Annotated in this window: 21 protein-coding genes; 11 read left to right on the plus strand and 10 right to left on the minus strand. The window is 37.0% G+C overall.

The genetic code is table 11. The annotated features are described in order from the left end of the window. Nucleotides 1-9 precede the first annotated feature (9 nt). Nucleotides 10-630, minus strand: coding sequence for a hypothetical protein (locus G440_RS0108845; RefSeq protein WP_157417905.1), 621 nt, complete (start codon nt 628-630; stop codon nt 10-12). A gap of 105 nt (nt 631-735) precedes the next feature. Between G440_RS0108845 and G440_RS0108850 the strand changes: the two genes are divergently transcribed. Both G440_RS0108850 and G440_RS0108855 read left to right on the plus strand, forming a co-directional pair. After that, nucleotides 736-2,301 (plus strand): serine hydrolase, encoded by a 1,566-nt coding sequence (locus tag G440_RS0108850; protein WP_026450979.1) that lies wholly within the window; start codon nt 736-738, stop codon nt 2,299-2,301. 112 nt (nt 2,302-2,413) lie between these two features. After that, a complete protein-coding gene (locus G440_RS0108855) occupies nt 2,414-2,869 on the plus strand; it encodes a hypothetical protein (RefSeq protein WP_026450980.1) in 456 nt (151 codons plus the stop codon). A gap of 57 nt (nt 2,870-2,926) precedes the next feature. Here the strand turns inward: G440_RS0108855 and G440_RS0108860 are convergent, their stop codons facing one another. After that, nucleotides 2,927-4,312: an NAD-dependent succinate-semialdehyde dehydrogenase gene (locus G440_RS0108860; RefSeq protein WP_026450981.1), complete on the minus strand. Its 1,386-nt coding sequence runs from the start codon at nt 4,310-4,312 to the stop codon at nt 2,927-2,929. A 123-nt stretch (nt 4,313-4,435) separates the two neighbouring features. Here G440_RS0108860 and G440_RS0108865 point away from each other — a divergent pair, with 123 nt between their 5' ends. Continuing rightward, on the plus strand, nt 4,436-5,014 hold the full coding sequence (locus tag G440_RS0108865) for a GNAT family N-acetyltransferase (RefSeq protein ID WP_034259261.1): 579 nt from the start codon (nt 4,436-4,438) through the stop codon (nt 5,012-5,014). A gap of 2 nt (nt 5,015-5,016) precedes the next feature. Here G440_RS0108865 and G440_RS0108870 read toward each other — a convergent pair whose 3' ends face one another. The 3 genes from G440_RS0108870 to porZ form a co-directional block, all read right to left on the minus strand. Further along, entirely contained in the window at nt 5,017-5,571 is a 555-nt protein-coding gene (locus G440_RS0108870) for a ferritin (protein ID WP_026450983.1), read from the minus strand. 105 nt (nt 5,572-5,676) lie between these two features. Continuing rightward, a complete protein-coding gene (gene recO, locus G440_RS0108875; protein WP_026450984.1) occupies nt 5,677-6,396 on the minus strand; it encodes a DNA repair protein RecO in 720 nt (239 codons plus the stop codon). Then, nucleotides 6,396-8,708 (minus strand): type IX secretion system anionic LPS delivery protein PorZ, encoded by a 2,313-nt coding sequence (gene porZ / locus G440_RS0108880; RefSeq protein WP_026450985.1) that lies wholly within the window; start codon nt 8,706-8,708, stop codon nt 6,396-6,398. Before porZ ends, recO begins: the two co-directional genes overlap by 1 nt. A 492-nt stretch (nt 8,709-9,200) precedes the next feature. Between porZ and G440_RS0108885 the strand changes: the two genes are divergently transcribed. Then, nucleotides 9,201-10,001, plus strand: coding sequence for a THC0290_0291 family protein (locus tag G440_RS0108885; protein ID WP_026450986.1), 801 nt, complete (start codon nt 9,201-9,203; stop codon nt 9,999-10,001). Between the two features lie 76 nt (nt 10,002-10,077). Here the strand turns inward: G440_RS0108885 and G440_RS0108890 are convergent, their stop codons facing one another. Further along, complete coding sequence (locus G440_RS0108890) at nt 10,078-11,220, minus strand: cystathionine gamma-synthase (protein ID WP_026450987.1); 1,143 nt, start codon at nt 11,218-11,220, stop codon at nt 10,078-10,080. 234 nt (nt 11,221-11,454) lie between these two features. Here G440_RS0108890 and G440_RS19720 point away from each other — a divergent pair, with 234 nt between their 5' ends. Together G440_RS19720 and G440_RS0108905 are read left to right on the plus strand one after the other, a co-directional pair. Further along, on the plus strand, nt 11,455-12,213 hold the full coding sequence (locus tag G440_RS19720) for a DUF3298 and DUF4163 domain-containing protein (protein ID WP_051285243.1): 759 nt from the start codon (nt 11,455-11,457) through the stop codon (nt 12,211-12,213). 9 nt (nt 12,214-12,222) lie between these two features. Then, nucleotides 12,223-12,579, plus strand: coding sequence for an arsenate reductase family protein (locus G440_RS0108905; protein ID WP_026450988.1), 357 nt, complete (start codon nt 12,223-12,225; stop codon nt 12,577-12,579). Nucleotides 12,580-12,684: 105 nt separating this feature from the next. On the opposite strand, the gene G440_RS0108910 is transcribed toward G440_RS0108905, so the two are convergent. Then, nucleotides 12,685-13,167: an acyl-CoA thioesterase gene (locus tag G440_RS0108910; RefSeq protein ID WP_026450989.1), complete on the minus strand. Its 483-nt coding sequence runs from the start codon at nt 13,165-13,167 to the stop codon at nt 12,685-12,687. Nucleotides 13,168-13,304: 137 nt separating this feature from the next. Between G440_RS0108910 and G440_RS0108915 the strand changes: the two genes are divergently transcribed. The 5 genes from G440_RS0108915 (at nt 13,305) to G440_RS0108940 (ending at nt 17,771) form a co-directional block, all read left to right on the plus strand. Then, nucleotides 13,305-14,270 (plus strand): YheT family hydrolase, encoded by a 966-nt coding sequence (locus G440_RS0108915; RefSeq protein WP_026450990.1) that lies wholly within the window; start codon nt 13,305-13,307, stop codon nt 14,268-14,270. Between the two features lie 70 nt (nt 14,271-14,340). Further along, the gene (locus G440_RS0108920) at nt 14,341-15,198 is read left to right on the plus strand and encodes a YicC/YloC family endoribonuclease (RefSeq protein WP_026450991.1); all 858 of its coding nucleotides are present in this window, start codon (nt 14,341-14,343) and stop codon (nt 15,196-15,198) included. After that, nucleotides 15,199-15,774: a guanylate kinase gene (gmk, locus tag G440_RS0108925; RefSeq protein WP_026450992.1), complete on the plus strand. Its 576-nt coding sequence runs from the start codon at nt 15,199-15,201 to the stop codon at nt 15,772-15,774. 41 nt (nt 15,775-15,815) lie between these two features. Then, on the plus strand, nt 15,816-16,397 hold the full coding sequence (gene nadD, locus G440_RS0108930; RefSeq protein WP_026450993.1) for a nicotinate (nicotinamide) nucleotide adenylyltransferase: 582 nt from the start codon (nt 15,816-15,818) through the stop codon (nt 16,395-16,397). A 369-nt stretch (nt 16,398-16,766) separates the two neighbouring features. Next, nucleotides 16,767-17,771, plus strand: coding sequence for an NAD(P)H-dependent glycerol-3-phosphate dehydrogenase (locus G440_RS0108940; RefSeq protein ID WP_026450994.1), 1,005 nt, complete (start codon nt 16,767-16,769; stop codon nt 17,769-17,771). Nucleotides 17,772-17,831: 60 nt separating this feature from the next. Here G440_RS0108940 and G440_RS0108945 read toward each other — a convergent pair whose 3' ends face one another. From G440_RS0108945 to G440_RS0108955, 3 genes are all read right to left on the minus strand, one after another. Next, entirely contained in the window at nt 17,832-19,991 is a 2,160-nt protein-coding gene (locus tag G440_RS0108945; protein WP_026450995.1) for a prolyl oligopeptidase family serine peptidase, read from the minus strand. Between the two features lie 103 nt (nt 19,992-20,094). After that, a complete protein-coding gene (locus G440_RS0108950) occupies nt 20,095-20,475 on the minus strand; it encodes a hypothetical protein (RefSeq protein WP_026450996.1) in 381 nt (126 codons plus the stop codon). Nucleotides 20,476-20,706: 231 nt separating this feature from the next. Beyond that, nucleotides 20,707-21,696, minus strand: coding sequence for an aspartate-semialdehyde dehydrogenase (locus G440_RS0108955; RefSeq protein WP_026450997.1), 990 nt, complete (start codon nt 21,694-21,696; stop codon nt 20,707-20,709). Between the last annotated feature and the right edge of the window lie 225 nt (nt 21,697-21,921).

A 21,921-nucleotide genomic window follows, 5' to 3' on the forward strand; every position in this document is an offset into this window, starting at 1 on the left:
CAATTAAAGTTATTCAAAACTGTTAAGGCAGACTTCAAGCATTTCTAACTCAAAAAATTCGTGCTCGGAAGTTGCGTTATGGGTAAAGAAAAGACAATTAATTTTTTCGCCTACAAAACGTTCTCCCCATAATTCTTCAAAAATAGCCATAAAAGCATTTTCCAGTTCGGTATCATCTATTTCTGCAAGGTTCAATGGAAGTAGCAACAAAAGATCAAAAATATCTTTCTCTGGATCCCAGGAATACACTGTAAATCGGATATCTTTTGGGGTAATGGAAAATCCTTCAAAAGTAAATGGCTCCAACAGCATTTTAGGATCCGTTTCTATCTTCCCGTCTACCAGTGCTTTAATATCCCAATGCTCTATTTCCGGTACCAAGTCTATCAAACGATTCACATATAGTAACAAGTCTCTATTTCCAGAACAGGATACACTTAAAATATAATTTTTGCTTATATCTTTTTCTGGAGCTGAGATATTTGGAGTTAGCCCATGACAATAAGACTCCAGTTGAGAACATAGATATGAAAATGTCTCCATTTTTTTATCTTCTTTTACAAATTCTAACTCGTGCCGAAGCCCTTCCTCGTAACCTTTGAACTCTTCCCAAAATTCCTTTGCCGTCATAAGATTAATTTTTGCAGCCGCAATCTTTGCAGGTGAATGATTAGTTGTTCTAAAATTAAGCAAAAGATTTAATACCTTTAACCTCTGTATTTCAAACCTATATTTATGAAGCTATCTGTATTTAAAATTGCAACAATTTCCATTTTTTTTCTATCCCTAAATCTATCGCTAAACGCACAAGCATTAAGTGGTTCTCAAATAGATAGTCTGGTTGAAAAAACTATGAAAACCTTCGATGTTCCGGGAATGGCGGTAGCGGTTTTAAAGGATGGCAAGATTTATCATAAAAATACTTATGGAGTACGTTCACTAAAAACAAATGCCGAGGTAAACGAAAACACACTGTTTGGAGTCGCTTCAAACACCAAAGCTTTTACTGCCGCAGCATTGGCACAACTTGTTGATCAAGGAAAACTTAGTTGGGACACCAAAGTGAATGATATTATTCCTGAATTTAAACTTTATGATTCATATGTTACAGCTGAGTTCACAGTGCGTGATCTTATTACACATAGAAGTGGTTTAGGCCTCGGCGCCGGCGATTTAATGGTTTTTCCTGCAACAAACACCACCACATTGCCGGAAATGATCCATAACCTTAGATATTTAAAGCCTGTTTCCTCTTTCCGTTCAAAGTTTGATTACGACAATTTACTATACATAGTTGCCGGAGAAATAGTTGCTCGTGTTTCAAAGGAATCTTATGATGATTATATTAGAGAAAACTTCTTTAAACCACTTGGCATGACTCGTTCCTTGCTTTCCATTCCTAAAATTGCTGCTGATGACAATCGAATTGATGGCCACGCTCCAGTAAATGGAAAACTGGAAATAACAGGAAATACTTTTACACAAATTGCAACGCCAGCAGCGGGTATCTATGCATCCATCAATGATATGACTACTTGGCTACAAGCTCAGTTGGACGAAGGAAAATACGGGGCTCAGCTTAAGGACAGTCTTTTTAGCAAAAACGCACATCTTGAAATGTGGACGCCGCAAACGATTGTAAGAACAGGAAGGGGACCTTACAACACTCACTTTTTAACTTATGGCTTGGGTTGGTTTTTAAGTGATATAAATGGTTATTTCCAAGCTACACACACTGGAGGATTATTAGGTATCGTCAGTCAAGTAATTGCCTTTCCTGAACTCGATTTGGGTATTATCGTACTTACCAATCAACAAAGTGGCGCAGCGTTTAATGCGATTTCCAATTCCATTAAAGACGGTTATTTCGGTATAAAAGGTGAAAATAGAATAAAGGAATACAACGAACGTCGCCTGGCGGGAGAACGCAAAGCGGACAGTATTGTTTCCGCAGTAGAAAAAGATATTACCACTCAACTTAAAAGCAAAACAGCGAAACCCGATCAAGCAAATTATCTAGGGACTTATCAAGATCCATGGTTTGGAGATGTTATCATCAGCAGTGAAAACAAAAAACTTCATTTTAGAGCGGTAAAGCTTTCTGATCTAACTGGAACTATGACTTTTTATAAAGGAACAACTTATGCAGTTCGATGGAACGATCCTTCGCTTAAAGCGGACGCCTTTGTTACTTTTAGCTTAGATATTGAAGGTAAGGCAAACGGTTTTACTATGAGTCCTATCTCGCCATTGACAGACTTTAGCTATGATTATCAAGATTTGGATTTTAAGAGAAAGTAAAATATCGAGCTGAAAATTGAGTTACAACTATATATTTAGCTAAAAATATCAAAAAATTGTTTGATTTCTTCTTCACATCTATTAATTTCATAAGAGATTAAAAGGATGGATGATGAAAACGACAAAAAGACTGGATAACGCATTAAATAAACTCTACACTGCATTCCACAAAGGAACGTTAAATGCAGAGTGCTGCAACAATTGCGCTGTTGGAAACATTTGCGATAATACCGATAGTTGGAAACACCTCAGCGATAGTCACGGCTCGCTACAATTGAACTATATTGGACAGGTACACCAAGGTTTAGGACGCAAGTTTCACGGTTATACTCCTTTAGAACTCTTAAGTATTGAAGCCAAATTTTTAAAAGCTTGTGGTTATATACTTCCGTTGAACTACACAAACCCAAAACCGAAAGACCCCACATCTAAAGAAACACTATTTAATGGGCTATGCGCGGCTGTTGAGTATTTGTGTTTTCTGGATGGTGTTCAAAATGTTATGGAATACCAACAGCTACTTGAACAAGAAGTTCAAGAAAATTATAGCTTAGAAACAGTTCAATAAAAAACCCCTTTCATTGCTTAGGCAACAAAAGAGGTTATTAGTATATTTCTTAAAGTTTTACAGGCGCATTATCGCTTTTTCATTTACAAATTCCTTCATCCCAAAACCTCCGTGCTCTCTTCCATAACCGGAATCTTTCACGCCGCCAAAGGGCATATTTGGTTGTGCCAGACCAAAGCAGTTTATGAAGATCATTCCTGTATCAAAATATTTTGAGGCAAGCTCCATGGCTTTCTTTTCATCTTTTGAAAAGATTCCACCACCAAGACCATACTTACTATCGTTGGCAATTCGCATAGCATCATCTGTATCCTTCGCTTTAATGAGGGAAGCTACTGGGCCAAAAAGTTCATCATCATAAGCCGGTTGTCCCGGTTTTACATTTTCGAGAACTGTAGCTGGATAATAATATCCTTTCCCTTCAGGCAATTCACCACCACATAAAATTTTCGCTCCATTTTTCACGCTTTCTTCAACTTGCTCATGAAGTTTTTCACGCAGATCTTTTCGTGCCATGGGTCCAATTCTAGATTCTTTTTCCATTGGATCGCCGTGATTGGTTTTCTTCATTCTTTCTACAAAAGCATCCCGAAATTCATTATACACTTTCTCATCTACTATAAAGCGTTTCGCTGCTACGCAAGTTTCACCATTATTGTAAACTCTTCCCTGAACACAGGTTTTGACGGCTAAGTCTATATCTGCATCTTCTAAAACAATATAGGCATCATTACTACCCAATTCCATAACGGTTTTCTTTAGGGCGGCTCCCGCTTTTCCAGCAATTTTTCTACCCGCACCGGGACTTCCTGTTAATGTTACGCCACGCACTAATTTGTGCTCAATGATTTTATCGCTTTGATCATGGGTTATTTTTAAAACCGTAAAAAGATTTTTGGGCAATCCAGCATCTTCGTAGATTTTCTGTAACATCATGGCACAGCCGGTTACGTTTTCTGCATGCTTCAATAAGATGCCATTACCAGTCATTAAATTCGCAATAGAATAGCGAATCACCTGATAAACAGGAAAATTCCAAGGTTGGATTCCATAAATAACGCCTATAGGAGAATAAGTTACAACTCCTTTTCCACCGCCGGGAATTTCGCGATTTTCATCTTTTAAGTTTTCGGGGCCGTTTGTGGCTGTCCAATCACAGATTCCCGCACAAAGCTCAATTTCCTGGTTACTCTGTTTTAAGAGCTTTCCCATTTCATTGGTCATCAATTTGGAAAGTTCATCCGCATTCTTCTTTAATTCTTTCCCAATGGCTGCAATAGTTTTTGCTCTTTCTTTTGCAGGAACCATGCGCCAATCCAAAAAAGCTTTATGACAATTTTCAACAGCTTCATCTGCTTGTTTGTCTGTCATAAGTGGGTACTTCTTAATTTCTTCTCCAGTACTTGGGTTTATGGTAATTAAATTCTTTTGTTCTTCTTTCATAGTATTTTTCTTTTTGTTGAATATATTATTTTGTGAAAGAAGTCTATCATAAAAAACTGTTATACTTTTATTGCTTCCTAGATGAAGTGCTTCTCATGCATTTCATTTATTAAATTTGTGAATATGGAAATTGAAGTAAACCAAAATATACGTCCCGCCCGTACTGAAGATTTTAAACAGGTGGCGCCACTTATTGTACAAGCCATGGAAGATTTGGCCTGCACTTTTGCGAATACAGATCAGATTGAAAATTCCTATCCACTTTTTGAACATTTTTTTCAGAAAGCATCAAATCAATACAGTTATGAACATACGTTGGTGTTTGATGAAAATCAAGAGGTAATTGGTTCCATAACATTTTATGATGGCAAACTTCTTCCTAAATATCGCAAGCCTTTTTTAGACTATATAGCAGAAAAATACAACGTGAAAGATCTAGTGATTGAAGATGAAACCGTTCCAGAAGAAGTTTATATAGACACGCTTAGTGTTTCTCCAAAACACCAAGGAAAAGGAATTGGCAAAAAATTAATTGTGGCTGCAATTGCGCAGTCAAGAGCGGAAAATCAGAAAAAAGTTGGCCTCTTAGTGGATCTAAAAAACCCCAAGGCCAAAAAATTATATTCAGCTTTGGGGTTTGAAAGTGTTGGAAAAAAACAGCTCGGCAACAATGTTTATGAACATTTACAGCTCGAACTGTAATCTTATTGTGGGCTCTCTACACTCGCGTCTCTAGCAAGGTCGGCGTCGTCATCTTGTTGACCAATTTTACTGTCCAAGTAAAGCAAGGATTCGCTTGTAGCTTTAGCACCTCCAGCAATTTTAAGTTTGTCGAGAAGATCCATAACAAGTGTTTCTTCCTCAATTTGTTCTTTTACAAACCATTGACCGAAATTCCATGTTGCCCAATCTTTTTCATCGTGCGATAAGCTTACAATTTCATAAATGGCGTTTGTGTTATCCACTTCGTGCTGAAAGATTTTTTCAAAGCATTCCTGAAGGTTTTTAGGATCTTTTGGAGGAGCAGAGAGCGCTGTAACCTTAGCTCTTCCCCCGCGTTCTTGAATGTAATCGATAACTTTCATCATATGGTCACGCTCTTCCCCGGAATGCCTAAAAAGTAAGTTGGCTACTCCTGCGTAACCTTCGCTGTCGGCCCAAGTGGCGTAAGAAAGGTAGATTTGTGCTGCTTCGGCTTCCTTTTTCACTTGGTTGTTTAAAATATCTGTAATCGCTTTTGATAGTCTATTTGTATCCATAATTTAAGTTTTACCTCTAAATTACTGAATGTTATGGAAACCTCGTTTTACCTTAACAATATGTTAGCGGTATTTTTTCCACGAAATTATTTAGAAGAGTTTGTGCTACGAAAACAATTGGTTCAACACAGCCAAGGATTTTGGTTTCTGATATCCCTGTACGTGGAAACTGTAATAGGACAAGACTAATTCCAACACGTTTTGACGCTCTGTTTTGGATAATTTAATTGAACTCAATGTTTCCGGGTTTATATTGAAAAAAAGCTTAAAACTTTCTATTTGAGCGCCTTCCAAACAATAATCATTTGTATTTGTAGCTTGAAAACTTCCTTCCATTACATTAAAGTATTTTTCTTCAATATTGGCAGCATCGGGATAAAAACCTAAATACATACTTAGTTGTAATAAAAAGAAGATATGAAAATTGGCAACCTCTTCATTTTGGTCAAGCCAATTAAAGGAATTTTCCAAAAAAATATAGAGCGCTTTATTGGGTTCCTCTTCGCGAATGCAATTTTTGAGCATTTCAGACAAAAACATAACTAACCCCGATTTTAAGATGGTTGTATGAAGGGTTTTATAGGGTTCAAAGACTTTTGCTTCTTTGATATATTCAAGCGTTCCCTTGTTTTTATGTTCGGCAATAAGCTCCAATTGGGTTAGTGGCTGGAAATAGGAAACCTTTAATTTTCCCTTTTTTGATTTGAGAACGCCTCGTAACAAATAGCTTTTAATCCCTGCGACTTCGGTATAACAACTAACAATAAGATCTGCTTCTGAATATTTTATTGCTGAAAATACAATGGCTTTCGTAGCAACAATCATTAGCGGATAATCATTATTTTAGCAACTTTCGTTTCCATACTGTCATCAGTTGTTACTAACACAAGATATACTCCGGAACGAACTTTATATTTGCCAAAAGCTGTAGTGTCCCATAGAACACTTCCCCCTTGAGACGTTTCCTCAAAAACTAGATTCCCAGTAATATCCGTAATTTTCACATTAGCTCTAGCCGTAAGACCATCAATAGTAACGTCTCCACTGAAGCCTGGACGTACGGGATTCGGGAAAGCGTGCAGATTATCTAAGTTGTTGCCAGGTGCCGTGGCCGTTCCCTTATAGGCAACAAGCCCTTGCGTAGTGGCAAAATAGACAACTCCAGTAAACGGATCTATGGCAATATCCTGTACATTATCTGTTGGCAGAGGTGAATTATCTTTTGTAAAACGAAGCAGCGTTTCTTGTCCATCCGGAGTTAAATAAAACACTCCAGAATTTGTTGTCGCGATCCATACATTGTTGGAACCATCCACTTCAATATCCGTAATGGATTGTTCATACAAGAGTTCTTGTGCTACACCATTTTCAACAATTATAATGGGTCGAGTTTCAGGAATTTGTTCTGAATCAAAAAAACTGCCCGGACTGTAAAGCACTCTCAATCCCTGTACGGTTCCAATCCACAATTTATTTCGAGCGTCAATTGCTAAAGCTCTTACTATAAGAGAAGGCAAATTGCCAGCTCCTTGACCTTTTCCTATTTTATTGAATTTATCTGTTCTGGTATTGTAACCAATAAGTCCATTTTTATTGCTGCCAAAAAAAATGTTATTATCATTACTCACCACTAATTTGGTCAAGGCCAACTCACTTTCTGCATTAATTAAGTTTGATAAATCGTATTTTTGAAACTGACCGCTCGGTGATAATTTAATAAGGCCTTCATTTATCCTACTCTGTACAAACCATAAATTACTCTGTTTGTCAAACTGTGAACCATAAATTCTTATTCCAGCATCTGCAGGTTCACCGTTGGGTTGTGGTATAAGTACTCTCTCCAAAGGACTATTGGTTTCATCATAAAGAACCGCAGGAGTATCTTCGATAATTTTTAAAAGTCCTTTTTGAAAAGAGCTCATATAAACCTCATCAGGATTTTGAGGATTAATGGTGACCTTAACCAGATCCGTAGGTTCTCCTCCCACTTTTAAGCTCAAATCTTCGTAGGAAGTATTTGTCCACAGTGTATCTTTTAACTGACTAATTCCAAATCGTGAAAGCGGATACGGATTATAATCAACATCTACTTCTCCGAAACTCACCCAAAGTTGACCAGGAGATGCGTCAATGGCAAAGGGTGAGTTCTTTATTGGGCCATTCGGTAGCACTTGACTAGGTTTTGTACTTCCAAAAGGAACAATTAACAGACCATCATCCTTGGTTCCTAAATAAAAATTACTTCCAAAAGCATAGCCAGACTGAAGGTCTAAATCAAACTCCTGAACATTTGTTACCGAAGCTTCCTCCACAAAACCTTCGGAATATGAATGAATGGAATTACTAGTGGAAATAGTAAGCAAGCCATCCACCGATCTGAATTTCTGAATATTAGAACTGAAATTTTGTACAGTAGTCATGTTTCCTTCCGAAGTAAAACGCACTACAGTATTCGCTCTATTGGAAGCATATAGCTCACTTCCCACTTTCTCCATGGCTTTAAAGCCCCCTCCCATAATGGTTGTCCAATTTCTATAATCAATCAAATTGTCGTCGTCCACCATGGCGCGTCGCACTCCATCACCTGCACTAGCAGCAAAAATATACGGCTCTTGGACCGTAGTTTGTACAATATCTATTTGTCCTCCTCCGTCACCAATAAAATAGGTGTCCCCAAATTCAAGTCGCGCAAGGTCATAAACTGAAATACCATATTGCGTAGAAATAAAAAGCTTGCCATTGTATTCCTCAAAATTATTGATGCGTTTTTTATTGGGCGGAATGGTCTGTTTTTCGAATATATCTACTACTTTCAATATATTTTCCTCGCCATCCTTTATTATGTCCATCAAACCATTTTCATAGCCAATGATCAACAATTTATATTCTTCGCTGTAATGAATGGTTGTGATAAATTCACCTGAAAGTCCATTTACGGTTGAAAGGGTTTTGATTCCCAATGTTGAGAGATCATAGGTAAACACGGCATTTTCTGCCCCTACAAAAACTTTGTTGTTGCCTCTAGAGATATCTTTTACGGAAACATAAGAGAAGTGACCAGTCCAGCGATCTTCGAAATTCTGGGAACTAGCCAGAAACGGAATTAGTAAAAGGAAAGCAATAGCCCACCGCCTCATATAAAATGGTTTTGTTTATTAACACACGAAAATACTATTTATTGCAGTATATGAGGTAAAAAGCCCTTTCTAATATTCTATTTATAAGAATGAAAGATTGTTTCCTTTTTATTACTTTCTATGTTTTACATCACATTTTGGAGAAACATAGCCTCGGAAATTTTAAAGAAGCTCGCCATGTTTAAATTTCTTATTTAATCAATAAAGCTTCATAATCTTTCCAGTAGCTTATGAGCCCTCATAAATCGATGAAATTTTTTACACTTTGCCTTATTGTTTAATTTTTGTCTTACTTTTAACATTTTTCATCAACATTTTTTAAATAAGATGTTTTTCACAAATCATTTTTTAAATTATTCTAAAAAATGCTTAACAATCATTATTCAGTCATCAATTCATTTTTTTGTTGATATTCGAAATAGAAATAATAAATTCCCCTGTTAAATATGTTTTTATATATTTGTTATGTTTCAACCTAAACCCATTTTATTAATGAATACCAGATATTTATTAATGGTATTTCTCCTTTTGTTTTTTGCAAAACAAGAAGTTTACAGCCAATTTGGCTTTTCTCATGAAGTGGGTGTAATAACAGGTCCTGTTGTTTTTTATTCCGATTTTGGCCAACGCAATAATTTTGAAACCAACTCAAAAAATGTAGGTTTTGGAGTCGGGCTAATACATTATCTCAATTTTTCGTATCGTGCTGACTGTAATTGCTACACACGAGATACATATTTTAATGATCACTTTAAGATTAGGAATGAGCTTGACTATCACCAAACAAATTTTGAACATTACGGTCGTTGGGTGGCTCCAAACAAGACCTCACTATTTGCAGATCAACTCCGCGCGATGAGTGGCACCACTACCGTTTTTGAAATAGGTTCCCAGCTCGAATATTTTCCATTTAGCATTCGCGATTTTGCAGCACGCGCATACAAAATTGCACCTTTCATCAGTTTAGGGGCGCATTGGGTAAATTATGAGACAAAAGTTAAATCGGCTTTTGGCGCTTTAAACACGCCTATAACCACTCCAGATAAATACTATAATTCATTTCAACAAGGTCCCGCTTCTACTTGGGCAATAGTAGGTAGTGTGGGCATTCGCTATAAACTAACTCAAATGAGCGATCTGATGCTAGACAGCCGTTGGGAGTATTACTTTTCAGATTATGTAGATGGACTTAAGCCAAGTTTAGAAAACAACGGAACGACGCCTGTACCTGAAAATAAGGCCAATGATTGGATATACTGGTTGAATCTTGGATATATTTATTATATAAATTAAGGCAACTTGGATTAATAAAAAGAGGCTTGGATTATAACTAATCCAAGCCTCTTTTTATGTCAACATTTATCAGGACCTACTCAATTGCCTGCTCCAAATCCGCAATTAGATCATCTACATCTTCGATTCCTACAGATAGGCGAATTAATGAATCTACAACTCCAATTTTTTCACGCGCTTCTTTTGGAATGCTCGCGTGGGTCATACTTGCAGGATGACCGGCAAGACTTTCCACACCACCAAGACTTTCTGCTAAGGTGAATATTTTAAGGTTTTCTACTATTTTTATAGCGTCCTTATAATTGTTTCCTTTCGTTACAAATGAAATCATTCCTCCAAAGTCTTTCATTTGCACTTTAGCAATTTTATGGTTTGGATGATTCTCAAAACCCGGCCAATACACTTTTTCGATTTTTGGATGTTTGGCTAAATATTCAGCTATTGCCTTTCCATTTTCACAATGGCGCTGCATACGAATATGAAGTGTTTTCAAGCCACGCAAAACAAGAAAACAATCCTGTGGTCCACAAACAGCTCCACTTGCATTTTGAATAAAATACAATCTTTCTGCAAGGCCTTTATCGCTTACAACCAAAGCGCCCATAACTACATCGCTATGGCCACCAAGATATTTTGTAGCGCTGTGCATCACAATATCAGCTCCCATTTCTAGCGGTTGTTGTAAGTATGGCGTTGCAAATGTATTATCAACCGCAAGTAGAACCTTATGTTTTTTAGCGACACTAGCAACTTTTTTAATATCGATAATATTCATCATCGGGTTGGTTGGAGTTTCTACCCAAATAAGCTTGGTTTTATCATTTATATGTTTTTCGATATTATCAGCATTCTCCATTCCCACAAAATGGAATTTGATACCAAAACCCTCAAAAATCTTTGTAAACAAACGGTAAGTTCCTCCGTAAAGATCACTTGTTGAAACAACCTCATCTCCTGGCTTTAATAGTTTCATAACAGCATCTATTGCTGCCAGACCACTTCCAAAAGCGAGTCCGAATTCCCCGTTTTCAATACTGGCAAAAGCACGCTCTAAAGCGGCTCGCGTAGGATTTCCACTGCGTGAATATTCAAAACCTTTATGACCGCCAGGTGTGGTTTGTGCATAGGTTGAAGTTTGATAGATTGGTGGCATTACAGAACCATAAGCAGGATCTACATGCTCCTGGCCGCCGTGTATTGTCTTCGTGTTGAATTTCATATAAGCATCATGTTTTTAAATATGTTGGAACTCCGATTATCTAGCTTCCATTTCAGTTCTATTACAGCACATTTTAAAAGTATTCCCAAGAATTTAAGGATATAGTCAACCATTGCAAACTATATTCTATGATTTAATATAACTTTCACAATACCTGATTTTAAAGTTATTACTTTTGAAAAGCAAATGTAATCGTTTCATTTGTGGTAACTAACCGTCTATTTCTTTTAATGTATGAATAACAAAATTGTACTATTGGCTTTAATTGCAACTATTTTTATTGGTTGTAATGAAGAAAAAGGTATTGAAATTTCCTCAGAAAGTTTTACAGAAAAAGAACTTTCTATTTGCGAAAACAGCAGTTGCCCCGAAATAACAATCAACTATGTTGAAGTTTTGGGCAATGAAAAAATTGCTGAAAAGATAAATAAGAAACTAAACGATTTTATTTTTAAATCTTTATTGATGGGTGAAGACACCATCCCTAAAGCCAAAACCATCCCAGAAGCAGCTACTGACTTTGTGGAGTCTTACAATGCAGACAAAGCAGAATTTCCAGATATGGCTGGCGAGTATTTTGCTGAAATTTCCGTAAATGAAATTTACTCCACCCCAGATCATCTTTGTTTTGAGTTAATTCAATATCTGTATACTGGCGGTGCGCACGGGTATGGCACTACTTCCTTTTTAAACATTGATCCAAAGACGGGCGAAAAGCTTTCTAGAGATCAACTGTTTAAAAATAAAGCCGAATTAACAAATTTCGCTGAACAGAAATTTCGCAACCAGCAAAAAATCAGCAAAAATGAATCCATCAACGCAACTGGATATTGGTTTGAAGATGACAAATTCTATTTACCGGAAAGCGCAGGTTTTACAAAAGATAGTTTAATTTTTATCTACAATCAATACGATATCGCTAGTTATGCGGACGGACCAATAGAACTGAAAATAGCGATAAAAGATATTGAACCTTTCTTAAGTATTGACTAGTTTTGAATTATGCAAAAAGTATATTATTTATCAAGTTGCGATACCTGTAAAAGAGTGATGAAGGAAATTGAAATTCCTTCATCTTTCATTAAACAAGACATCAAAGTCCAAGGTATTACTGAAGAAGAATTGGATGAACTTTTCAATCTTACCAATAGTTATGTAGACCTTTTCAGCCGAAGGGCAAAACTTTATCAAGAGCGAAATCTAAAGAATGAAAACCTGATAGAGCAAGACTACAAGCGCCTGATTTTGGAGCACTATACTTTTCTAAAACGTCCCGTTATCGTAAACAATGATAAAATCTTTATAGGTAGTAGTGCAAAAACAGTTGCCGCTGCCAAAGAATCTATTCATTCTAACTGACAGCACATCATCATAAAAACTCTTATACCGATACCTCAGCACGATTTTTAGCTATGTTTTTCTTTCTATCTGAAAACCTGAAGAAATTTTTATACCAAATTAATCCTAAACTTCCGTTAAATCTTGTGGCCGTTGGCTGTATTTGCGGGTATCTTCCTTTGTAAGAATTTTAAAATCTTCTGTTTTATCCAGCGCCTCGAAATTTATTAAAAGCTCTTGTGGAAGACCTGATAACTTGCGTTTATTTAAATCTATCCAACCTCCCATCATTTCGCAACGGGCAAAGTTTTTCCCTTTTTCATCATAAAAATTATGAAGAAACTGAAAATACATGCCATCTTCAGAAATTCCTTTTAGCTGCAGTGAAACTCGCACTGGTTTTCCTGGAAATACTTCACGGAAATAATACATATGTTCATAAAAAGCCACCGGACCCAAATTATATTTCGCCAAATGTTCTTGATCCAAGCCGTTTTCCATTAAAAAGCTCATTCTTGTGTGGCTCATATAATCTATATAGGCGCTGTTTCGCAAATGACGGTTCGCATCTACATCACTCCAGCGTATTTCGAATTGTTTTGTGTACATATTAAATTTTTTTTACAAATTTAAGCTACTTTTGTTATGCAAGCATAGCAAATTTGTTTAGTTTGTGTTAAATGTATTTGCGAGATGCTTACACGCTACGATCGCAACATATTTATACTTACACCTTTAGTTAAATTATGCCCTTAATCTCCAGTAAATTTGAGCCTTCCCTACCTTTTAGAAACGCCCATTTTTCTACTATTTACTCTGCTAAATTTCGTCCATCTCCTACTATAATCCAGGAGCGCGCACGAATTCAACTTCCAGATGGCGACTTTCTGGATATTGATTGGACTTTTGCTAAAAATCCCTCCCAAAAAGTTGCAATCCTACTGCACGGCTTAGAAGGAAATGCGCAAAGAACCTATATAAAAGGGCAAGCTAAAGTTTTAAATGAAGCAGGTTGGAACATTGCCGCGGTAAACTTTAGAGGTTGCAGTGGCGAAGCAAATCTTTCATATCAATCATACAACGCCGGAAAAACTGATGATTTGGAAGCCGTGGTAAATGCAGTGCTGGAAAAAGAGAGATTTAACGAAATTGCTTTAGTAGGTTTCAGTTTAGGAGGAAATTTACTTTTGAAATATTTGGGAGAACGGGAATCCGTTCCAAAGGAAATAAAAAAAGCAGTTTCAATTTCAACGCCATTGAGCTTAAAAGGTTCTTTGGAATCTCTGAATCAATTTGAAAATTGGGTATATCGCAGTTCTTTTCTGGTAAATCTTCGGAAAAAATACAAAGTAAAAATGCAGGATTTTCCCGAGCAGATGACAACAGCAGATTACAATAAAATCACTTCTCTTTTAGAATTTGACAACGTTTACACGGCTCCAGCCCACGGTTTTAAGGATGCTTATGATTATTACGAAAAAAATAGCAGTCTCCAATTTCTTCCGAAGATTCAGATTCCTGTCTATATTCTAAATGCCAAAAACGACAGCTTCCTTTCTGCGGAATGTTATCCAACTGAATTGGCTTCAAGGATGAAAAATCTTCATCTCGAAGTCTCCAAATATGGCGGCCACGTAGGTTTTCATAAAACAAACAAGTTATATTATAGCGAAGCAAGGACCTTGGCGTTTTTAAATGAATTAATAAGTTGAAAACCACTCCCCGCTATCCACTCCTCCCTACAGACTATTTTATTACCTTTGCCTTCTCAAAATCAGGAATATGATCCAATCCATGACCGGATACGGCAAAGAAGTTGTTCAATTGCCTTCCAAAACAATTAGCATTGAAATAAAATCGCTCAACAGTAAAGGGCTCGATCTCAACACGCGCGTGCCTTCGGCCTATCGTGAAAAGGAGCTTGAAATCCGCGATCTACTCGCAAAATCCCTTCAACGAGGAAAAATAGATCTTTCACTTTATATTGAAGTTACCGGCGAAGAAGTTACAACCATATTAAACGAAGGCGCCGTAAAACAATACATAAAGCAATTGGCCAATGTGGTTAACGGCGATCCCGTTGAACTTTTAAAAATGGCCGTAAGAATGCCAGATGCTTTAAAAACCGAGCGTGAAGAAATTGACGAAAAGGAATACGAGAGCATTTTAAAAGGAATTGAAAAAGCACTTGCAGCTATTAATCAATACAGAACCGATGAAGGTTCGGTTTTGGAAAATGATTTTTTGGAACGTTCCAAAAGCATTTCAAATTTACTGGATGAAGTAATCGCTTTAGATCCAGAACGTATTGACGGGGTTAAAGAACGCCTTCGCAAAGCGGTAGCCGATCTAAAGGAAAAAGTAGATGAAAATCGTTTTGAACAGGAATTGATCTATTATTTAGAAAAATATGACATAACTGAAGAAAAAGTCCGACTTAAAAACCACTTAGAGTATTTTGAGCAAGCACTTAATTCGGAAGATTCCAACGGGAAGAAACTAGGTTTTATAACGCAAGAAATTGGTCGCGAGATAAACACTATTGGCAGCAAAGCTAACTACGCTCCAATGCAACAAGTGGTTGTTCAAATGAAAGATGAGTTAGAAAAAATTAAGGAACAAGCTTTAAACGTACTCTAGATGGGAGGAGGAAAATTAATCGTGTTTTCGGCACCCTCCGGAAGTGGAAAAACAACAATAGTTCAACATTTGCTGAAACAGGAAGACCTCAATTTAGAATTTTCTGTTTCCTGTACTTCCCGAGAAGCCCGTGGCGACGAAAAGCACGGCGAAAATTATTACTTTATTTCGTTAAAGGAATTTAAACAACATATAAAAAATGACGACTTTCTGGAATGGGAAGAAGTGTACCGCGACAATTTTTACGGCACTTTAAAAACAGAGGTCGAGCGTATCTGGAGCCACGGCAAAAACGTAATTTTTGATATTGATGTGGCTGGTGGTCTTCGAATAAAAAAGAAATATCCCGACAAAACCTTGGCTGTTTTCGTAAAACCGCCGAGCATTGATGAACTAAAAATTCGTCTTAAAAAACGAAAAACCGAAAGCGATGAACGCATCAATATGCGCATTGCAAAGGCTTCGGTGGAATTGGCGACGGCACCTCAGTTTGATCACATTATCAAAAATCACGACTTGGAAACCGCATTGAACGACGCGCACGATTTGGTTGAGAAGTTTATAAAAACACCTTAGCAACGCACGACCATACGTCTCTAAGTGTGACATAAAAAACAATGAAAAAAACAGGACTCTACTTCGGCACTTTCAATCCCATTCATATAGGCCATTTGATTATTGCCAATTATATGGCAGAATTTAGCGATTTAGATGAAATCTGGTTTGTTGTTACGCCTCACAATCCGCATAAAAAAAAGAAAACACTTTTAGAAGATCATCACAGACTTGCAATGGTTGAAATTGCAGTAGAAGATTACCCAAAACTGGAAGCCAGCAATGTTGAATTTGCTTTGCCACAACCTAATTATACTGTGAATACCTTGGCTTATTTGGAGGAAAAATATCCTAAGAATAGTTTCTGTTTAATTATGGGTGAGGATAATTTGAAGAGTCTTCACAAGTGGAAAAATTTCGAAGTGATCTTAGATAGCTATTCAATCTACGTTTATCCTCGGATCTCTGAAGGAAAAGTTGAAACGCAATTTGATAATCACAAAAAAATTAAAAAGGTTGATGCGCCCATTATGGAGCTTTCTTCTACGTTTATTCGGAAAGCGGTTAAAGCTGGAAAGAATATCCAACCCATGCTTTCGCCCAAAGTATGGAACTATTTGGATGAGATGAATTTTTATAAGTAGGATTCTGGTTAATGAAGAGATTCTTGGTTGCGCAAAAATAGAAAACCGCCCCACCAAACTAAAGTTTGGGGAGCGGTCTCAACTAAATAACCAACCAAAATCATTGAAACTACATTCGTATTGATAGTAAATTTCATTTCAACAATCAAAGCCAATAACGTCCGAAAACATAGTATCATTGTATCGGCATTCTTAAGCTACTGTTAAATTTTTTAGAAGTATTTGTGTACTTTTGAAATAATGATTTTATTTCTTCTCTAAGAACAGAAAACATTTAAGACCAACCACAAAAGTTGAAATTGCACTCTATTTCTGAATGGAAGGTTTACATCAACATTTCTGGGTTAATAGAATTTCTAAAATAGGTAAATGACAGAAAAACCAAAATTTGCAGTCTTTGGAGGCGGAAGCTGGGCCACAGCAATTGTGAAAATGCTGTGCGAGAATCTAGATGAAGTGGGCTGGTACATGCGAAATCAAGAATCTATAGATTTTATAAAACAACACCGTCACAACCCGAATTATTTAAGCTCGGTAGAGTTCAATTTAAATCAGTTGAGACTGAGTAATGATATAAATGAAAGCGTTTCAAATTCTGATTATCTAATCTTCGTAATTCCTTCTGCTTTCCTACATAAAGAACTCGAAAAACTGACGGTTTCCTTAGAAAATAAAATCGTTATTTCGGCCATAAAAGGAATAGTTCCTGAAACTAGCTTGATTGTAGGGGACCATTTTAATACTTACTATAAAGTTCCATTTAATAATATTGGCGTTGTCTCTGGCCCCTGTCACGCTGAAGAAGTGGCACTGGAACGTCTTTCATACCTTACCATTGCAAGCGCAGATAGCGAAAAGGCCAATGTTGTGGCAGAAACATTAAGCAGTGATTATATTAAATGCACCACAAGCGATGATGTACTTGGCATTGAATACGCTGCCGTTCTTAAAAATATCTATGCAGTTGCTGCAGGAATTGCACACGGACTCGGCTACGGAGATAATTTTCAGAGTGTATTGATGAGCAACGCCATCCGCGAGATGAAAAAGTATGTGAAAAAGGTTCATAAAATGAAGCGCGATATTAATGACTCGGCCTATCTGGGGGATTTATTAGTTACCGGATACTCCATTTTCAGTAGAAATCGAACTTTCGGAACGATGATTGGAAAAGGCTACACCGTTAAAAGCGCACAATTGGAAATGAGTATGATTGCCGAGGGTTATTACGCTACCAAAAGTGCCTACTTATTAAATCAACAAAAGGGAAAGAAACGTGCAAAAACTCCCATAATTAATGCAGTCTACGCGATTCTTTATGAACACAAAGACCCACGAAAAACTTTTAAAAAGCTTACAGATAAGTTAGACTAACCAAAAAGAGCCTCGCAAAAAATTGCGAGGCTCTTTTTTTATTGCTTAGCATTTTGCGAATTACTTAGTGTCTTTTGATATATTTTCTGGCAAATCTTTAAACCCCATATTAAACAAGGTAAAGCCATAAATATCGGCATATTGCTCGATTGTTTTACTCACGGGCGTTCCCGCGCCGTGACCTGCATCTGTTTCAATTCTAATCATTACTGGATTATTACCGGTTTGTTTAGACTGAAGTTCCGCGGCGAATTTAAAGCTGTGCGCAGGTACTACTCTATCATCGTGATCTCCCGTAGTAATTAGAGTTGCTGGATATTCCACTCCGTCTTTTACATTGTGCACTGGCGAGTAGCCTTTTATATACTGAAACATCTCTGCACTATCTTCCGAAGTACCATAGTCATAAGCCCATCCAGCTCCAGCAGTAAATGTGTGATAGCGCAACATATCTAAAACGCCTACTGCGGGAAGCGCCACCTTCATTAAATCAGGTCTTTGCGTCATGGTAGCACCAACTAACAAACCGCCATTAGAACCTCCGCGAATGGCGAGGAAATCGCTTGATGTATAATTATTTTCGATTAAATATTCCCCAGCAGCTATAAAGTCGTCAAACACATTTTGCTTGTTCATTTTTGTACCTGCATCGTGCCATTTTTTTCCGTATTCACCTCCACCTCGTAAGTTTGGCACTGCATAAATACCGCCCTGTTCCATCCAAACAGCATTTGCAATACTGAAACTTGGGGTTAGGCTGATATTGAACCCACCGTAACCATAAAGAATCGTTGGGTTTTTGCCGTCCATTTTCAACCCTTTTCTATAGGTGATTATCATTGGAATTTTTGTTCCATCTTTAGATTTATAGAAAACTTGCTGACTTTCGAAATTTTCAGGATTGAAATCTATTTCTGGTTTTATGAATAATTCTGAATCACCACTCGCAATATCATATTTATAAATACTACCAGGAGTTACGTAATTTGTAAAAGAATAGTACAATTCCGTTTCTTCTTTTTTCGCTCCAAAGCCACCTGCAGAGCCAACACCCGGAAGTTTAATTTCGCGGATTAACTTCCCATCATAATCATACTGCATCACTTTTGAAACAGCATCTACCATATAATTGGCAAAAATAGAACCTCCACCCGTGCTAGGTGAAAGCACGTTTTCCGTTTCAGGAATAAAATCCTTCCAATTTTCTGGAATTGGATTTTCAGCATTTACAGTAACGATTTTTTTGTTAGGAGCATCCTTGTTGGTAACTATATAAAGCTTGGAATCTACATTCTCAAGAATAGAGGTATCGGTATCTGTATTGTCTAAAATTGTAATGAATTTTGCATCCGGCTGGGTAAGATCTTTTATAAAAAGCTTATTTCCAGAAGTAGAAGTACTTGCACTTATAATTAAGTATTTATTGTCTTCCGTTACCGAAGCTCCAATATACCGATGCTTCTCTTCGGGAGTTGCACCAAAAATAAGTTGATCGTCACTTTGTGGCGTTCCCATTTTATGATAATATACCTTATGCTGATCCGTTTTCGCTGAAAGTTCACTCCCTTTGGGCTTGTCGTAACTTGAATAGTAAAAACCATCTTCCGCCTTCCAAGATAGGCCACTGAACTTAACGTCTTTAAGTGTATCACCCAGTAATTCCTTGGTTTCAGTATTCATAACCAGTACTTTTCGCCAGTCGCTTCCGCCTTCTGAAATACTATAAGCCATCTTACTGCCATCTTTGGAAAAACTGGACCCTCCCAATGAAATAGTTCCATCCTCTTTAAAGGTATTTGGGTCTAGAAATACCTCAGCAGTTGAGGGATCTTCACCTGTTTTATATTGATATATAACGTATTGATTTTGAAGACCATCATTCTTATAAAAATAAGTATAGTTTCCTTCCTTAAAAGGCGCACCCACTTTTTCATAATTCCAAAGATCAGAAAGGCGGCTTTTTAGTTCTTTTCTGAAAGGAATTTCATTCAAATAATCAAAGGTTACTTTATTTTCGGCTTTTACCCAAGCTGCAGTTTCTTCGCTGCGATCATCTTCTAACCAGCGGTATGGATCTTTTACTTCTACACCAAAATAGGTGTCCACAGTATCAACTTGTTTGGTTTGCGGATAGGTCACGGAAATTGTTTCTTTTTTAGATTCCTCCTTACAACCAACAAGGCTAAGGATTAAAATTGCGGGGATGATTGAAAACTTCATGAAGTACGATTTTTTAGATCGGTAAAAGTACTGCTTTTTATATTCTAAGAAAATAGTAAAAAGGCTCCCTAGTTGGGAGCCTTTAGTTTAATAATTTTACGTTTTAATGAAATAGCGGCCTATAAGTTTTCCAATGTTTATAAATTAGGATTAGGTTCAATAAAATCACCACCATGGCCAGAATGAGTCCGGGCGTATCCAAAAATAGATGAAATAACAGGATATTCACCGAGATTGGTGCTAATAAAATTAATGCAAAGGGAACCGACTTATTAATTAGCAAGAGTAAGCCGATACAGATTTCTAAGACCCCAATCACTTTAAGGATATAGCCGGTCTCACTCAACGAGTCAATGAAAATGGCTGCTTCTCCAGTATAAATATGGGTTGGCATAAAATTAAAATGAATAAGCTTGCTGATTCCAAAGAAGAGTAACCCTAAACCTAAAACGATTCTCAGTATTTTTGTAAATGTAGAGTTCATAGGTTGTGTTTTTATGGTTAATCATTAAAGATAATGAAAAAATTACAGCCTTGAGTCAATCATATTATCAATTTTTTAAGAATTTAAACAACTTGTGCATAATGTTAATCGATTTATCGATAAGATTATCCATTTAAGGTTTTCATTTTCAACTGTGGTGAAAGGATTCATTTTGACGAGATGGTACGAAGGTTTTTTAAAAAATGCAGAACTTAATTTTCCGATAAAAACCTAAACCAATGAATTCGCAACCAGATATTCCGCGATCTGAATAGTATTGGTAGCAGCTCCTTTTCTTAGGTTATCACTCACGATCCACATATTTAGGGTGTTTGGCTGAGTTTCGTCGCGTCGAATTCTACCTACAAAAACCTCATCTTTATCATGTGCGTAAATTGGCATTGGATAAGTATTGGTGTCTGTATTATCCTGTAAAGTTATACCAGGAGTTTCATGAAGCAGCTTTCGAATATCGCCAAGAACAAAATCCTTTTCAAACTCTACATTTACAGCCTCACTATGTCCTCCAGCTGTTGGAATACGAACCGCAGTGGCCGTTATCGAAAAAGTGCGATCATCCAGTATTTTCTGGGGTTCGCGAGCAAGTTTCATTTCTTCTTTAGTATAACCATTGTCTTCAAAAACATCGCAATGTGGAAGTGCGTTTTTATGAATAGGATAGGGATAAGCCATTTCACCTTTTATTCCTGCCATTTCATTTTCCATCTGTTGAACTGCCTTTAACCCAGTTCCAGAAACCGATTGATAGGTAGAAACAACAACGCGTTTCATTTTATATTTCTCGTGAAGTGGTGCCAAAGCCATTACCAATTGTATTGTTGAACAATTTGGATTGGCGATTATTTTATCGTCTTTGGTCAATAAATGTGCATTGATTTCGGGAACGATCAGTTTTTTATCCTGATCCATCCGCCAAGCAGATGAATTATCGATAACCGTTGTTCCAACCTCAGCAAATTTTGGTGCCCATTCCAAGGATATGTTTCCACCAGCAGAAAAAAGAGCAATAGTAGGTTTTGCCGCAACGGCATCTTCTAAACCTACTATCCTATATGATTTACCTTTAAAGGATATTTCCTTACCTAAGGATTTTTCTGAGGCTACCAAAAGCAATTCGTCAATTGGAAATTTGCGTTCCGCTAATACTTTTAACATTACGTCGCCAACCATTCCGGTGGCGCCGACTAGGGCTAATTTCATATTTTGGGATTTGTTAATTCGAGATTCGTTAATTTGAGGCTTGTGTTCTAATAATTTCACCGCAAAGGTCGCAAAGTTTTCCGCAAAGAACACAAAGTGTTTAGGCTAATATTATAGCTCTGGAGTTAATATTTCTGAATAAAAAACAAAAAAGACCCTCCTTCGCGTAAAGCTCCGGAGGGTTTAGGGTTAATTTCAAGGTGTAGCGGTGAATTATCCCGATGA

Origin of the sequence: Aequorivita capsosiphonis DSM 23843 (assembly GCF_000429125.1) — a bacterium.
Classification (GTDB): domain Bacteria; phylum Bacteroidota; class Bacteroidia; order Flavobacteriales; family Flavobacteriaceae; genus Aequorivita; species Aequorivita capsosiphonis.

What these genes read in the sequence shown, in the direction of transcription:
- porZ (WP_026450985.1), bottom strand. Translation starts at nt 8,708, where the DNA reads ATGAGGCGGTGGGCTATTGCTTTCCTTTTACTAATTCCGTTTCTGGCT.
- G440_RS0108890 (WP_026450987.1), bottom strand. Translation starts at nt 11,220, where the DNA reads ATGAAATTCAACACGAAGACAATACACGGCGGCCAGGAGCATGTAGAT.
- recO (WP_026450984.1), bottom strand. Translation starts at nt 6,396, where the DNA reads ATGATTGTTGCTACGAAAGCCATTGTATTTTCAGCAATAAAATATTCA.
- G440_RS0108850 (WP_026450979.1), top strand. Translation starts at nt 736, where the DNA reads ATGAAGCTATCTGTATTTAAAATTGCAACAATTTCCATTTTTTTTCTA.
- G440_RS0108860 (WP_026450981.1), bottom strand. Translation starts at nt 4,312, where the DNA reads ATGAAAGAAGAACAAAAGAATTTAATTACCATAAACCCAAGTACTGGA.
- G440_RS0108870 (WP_026450983.1), bottom strand. Translation starts at nt 5,571, where the DNA reads ATGGATACAAATAGACTATCAAAAGCGATTACAGATATTTTAAACAAC.
- G440_RS0108915 (WP_026450990.1), top strand. Translation starts at nt 13,305, where the DNA reads ATGCCCTTAATCTCCAGTAAATTTGAGCCTTCCCTACCTTTTAGAAAC.
- G440_RS0108910 (WP_026450989.1), bottom strand. Translation starts at nt 13,167, where the DNA reads ATGTACACAAAACAATTCGAAATACGCTGGAGTGATGTAGATGCGAAC.
- G440_RS0108845 (WP_157417905.1), bottom strand. Translation starts at nt 630, where the DNA reads ATGACGGCAAAGGAATTTTGGGAAGAGTTCAAAGGTTACGAGGAAGGG.
- G440_RS0108945 (WP_026450995.1), bottom strand. Translation starts at nt 19,991, where the DNA reads ATGAAGTTTTCAATCATCCCCGCAATTTTAATCCTTAGCCTTGTTGGT.
- G440_RS0108865 (WP_034259261.1), top strand. Translation starts at nt 4,436, where the DNA reads ATGGAAATTGAAGTAAACCAAAATATACGTCCCGCCCGTACTGAAGAT.
- G440_RS0108855 (WP_026450980.1), top strand. Translation starts at nt 2,414, where the DNA reads ATGAAAACGACAAAAAGACTGGATAACGCATTAAATAAACTCTACACT.
- G440_RS0108920 (WP_026450991.1), top strand. Translation starts at nt 14,341, where the DNA reads ATGATCCAATCCATGACCGGATACGGCAAAGAAGTTGTTCAATTGCCT.
- G440_RS0108955 (WP_026450997.1), bottom strand. Translation starts at nt 21,696, where the DNA reads ATGAAATTAGCCCTAGTCGGCGCCACCGGAATGGTTGGCGACGTAATG.
- G440_RS0108950 (WP_026450996.1), bottom strand. Translation starts at nt 20,475, where the DNA reads ATGAACTCTACATTTACAAAAATACTGAGAATCGTTTTAGGTTTAGGG.
- G440_RS0108905 (WP_026450988.1), top strand. Translation starts at nt 12,223, where the DNA reads ATGCAAAAAGTATATTATTTATCAAGTTGCGATACCTGTAAAAGAGTG.
- gmk (WP_026450992.1), top strand. Translation starts at nt 15,199, where the DNA reads ATGGGAGGAGGAAAATTAATCGTGTTTTCGGCACCCTCCGGAAGTGGA.
- nadD (WP_026450993.1), top strand. Translation starts at nt 15,816, where the DNA reads ATGAAAAAAACAGGACTCTACTTCGGCACTTTCAATCCCATTCATATA.
- G440_RS0108885 (WP_026450986.1), top strand. Translation starts at nt 9,201, where the DNA reads ATGAATACCAGATATTTATTAATGGTATTTCTCCTTTTGTTTTTTGCA.
- G440_RS19720 (WP_051285243.1), top strand. Translation starts at nt 11,455, where the DNA reads ATGAATAACAAAATTGTACTATTGGCTTTAATTGCAACTATTTTTATT.
- G440_RS0108940 (WP_026450994.1), top strand. Translation starts at nt 16,767, where the DNA reads ATGACAGAAAAACCAAAATTTGCAGTCTTTGGAGGCGGAAGCTGGGCC.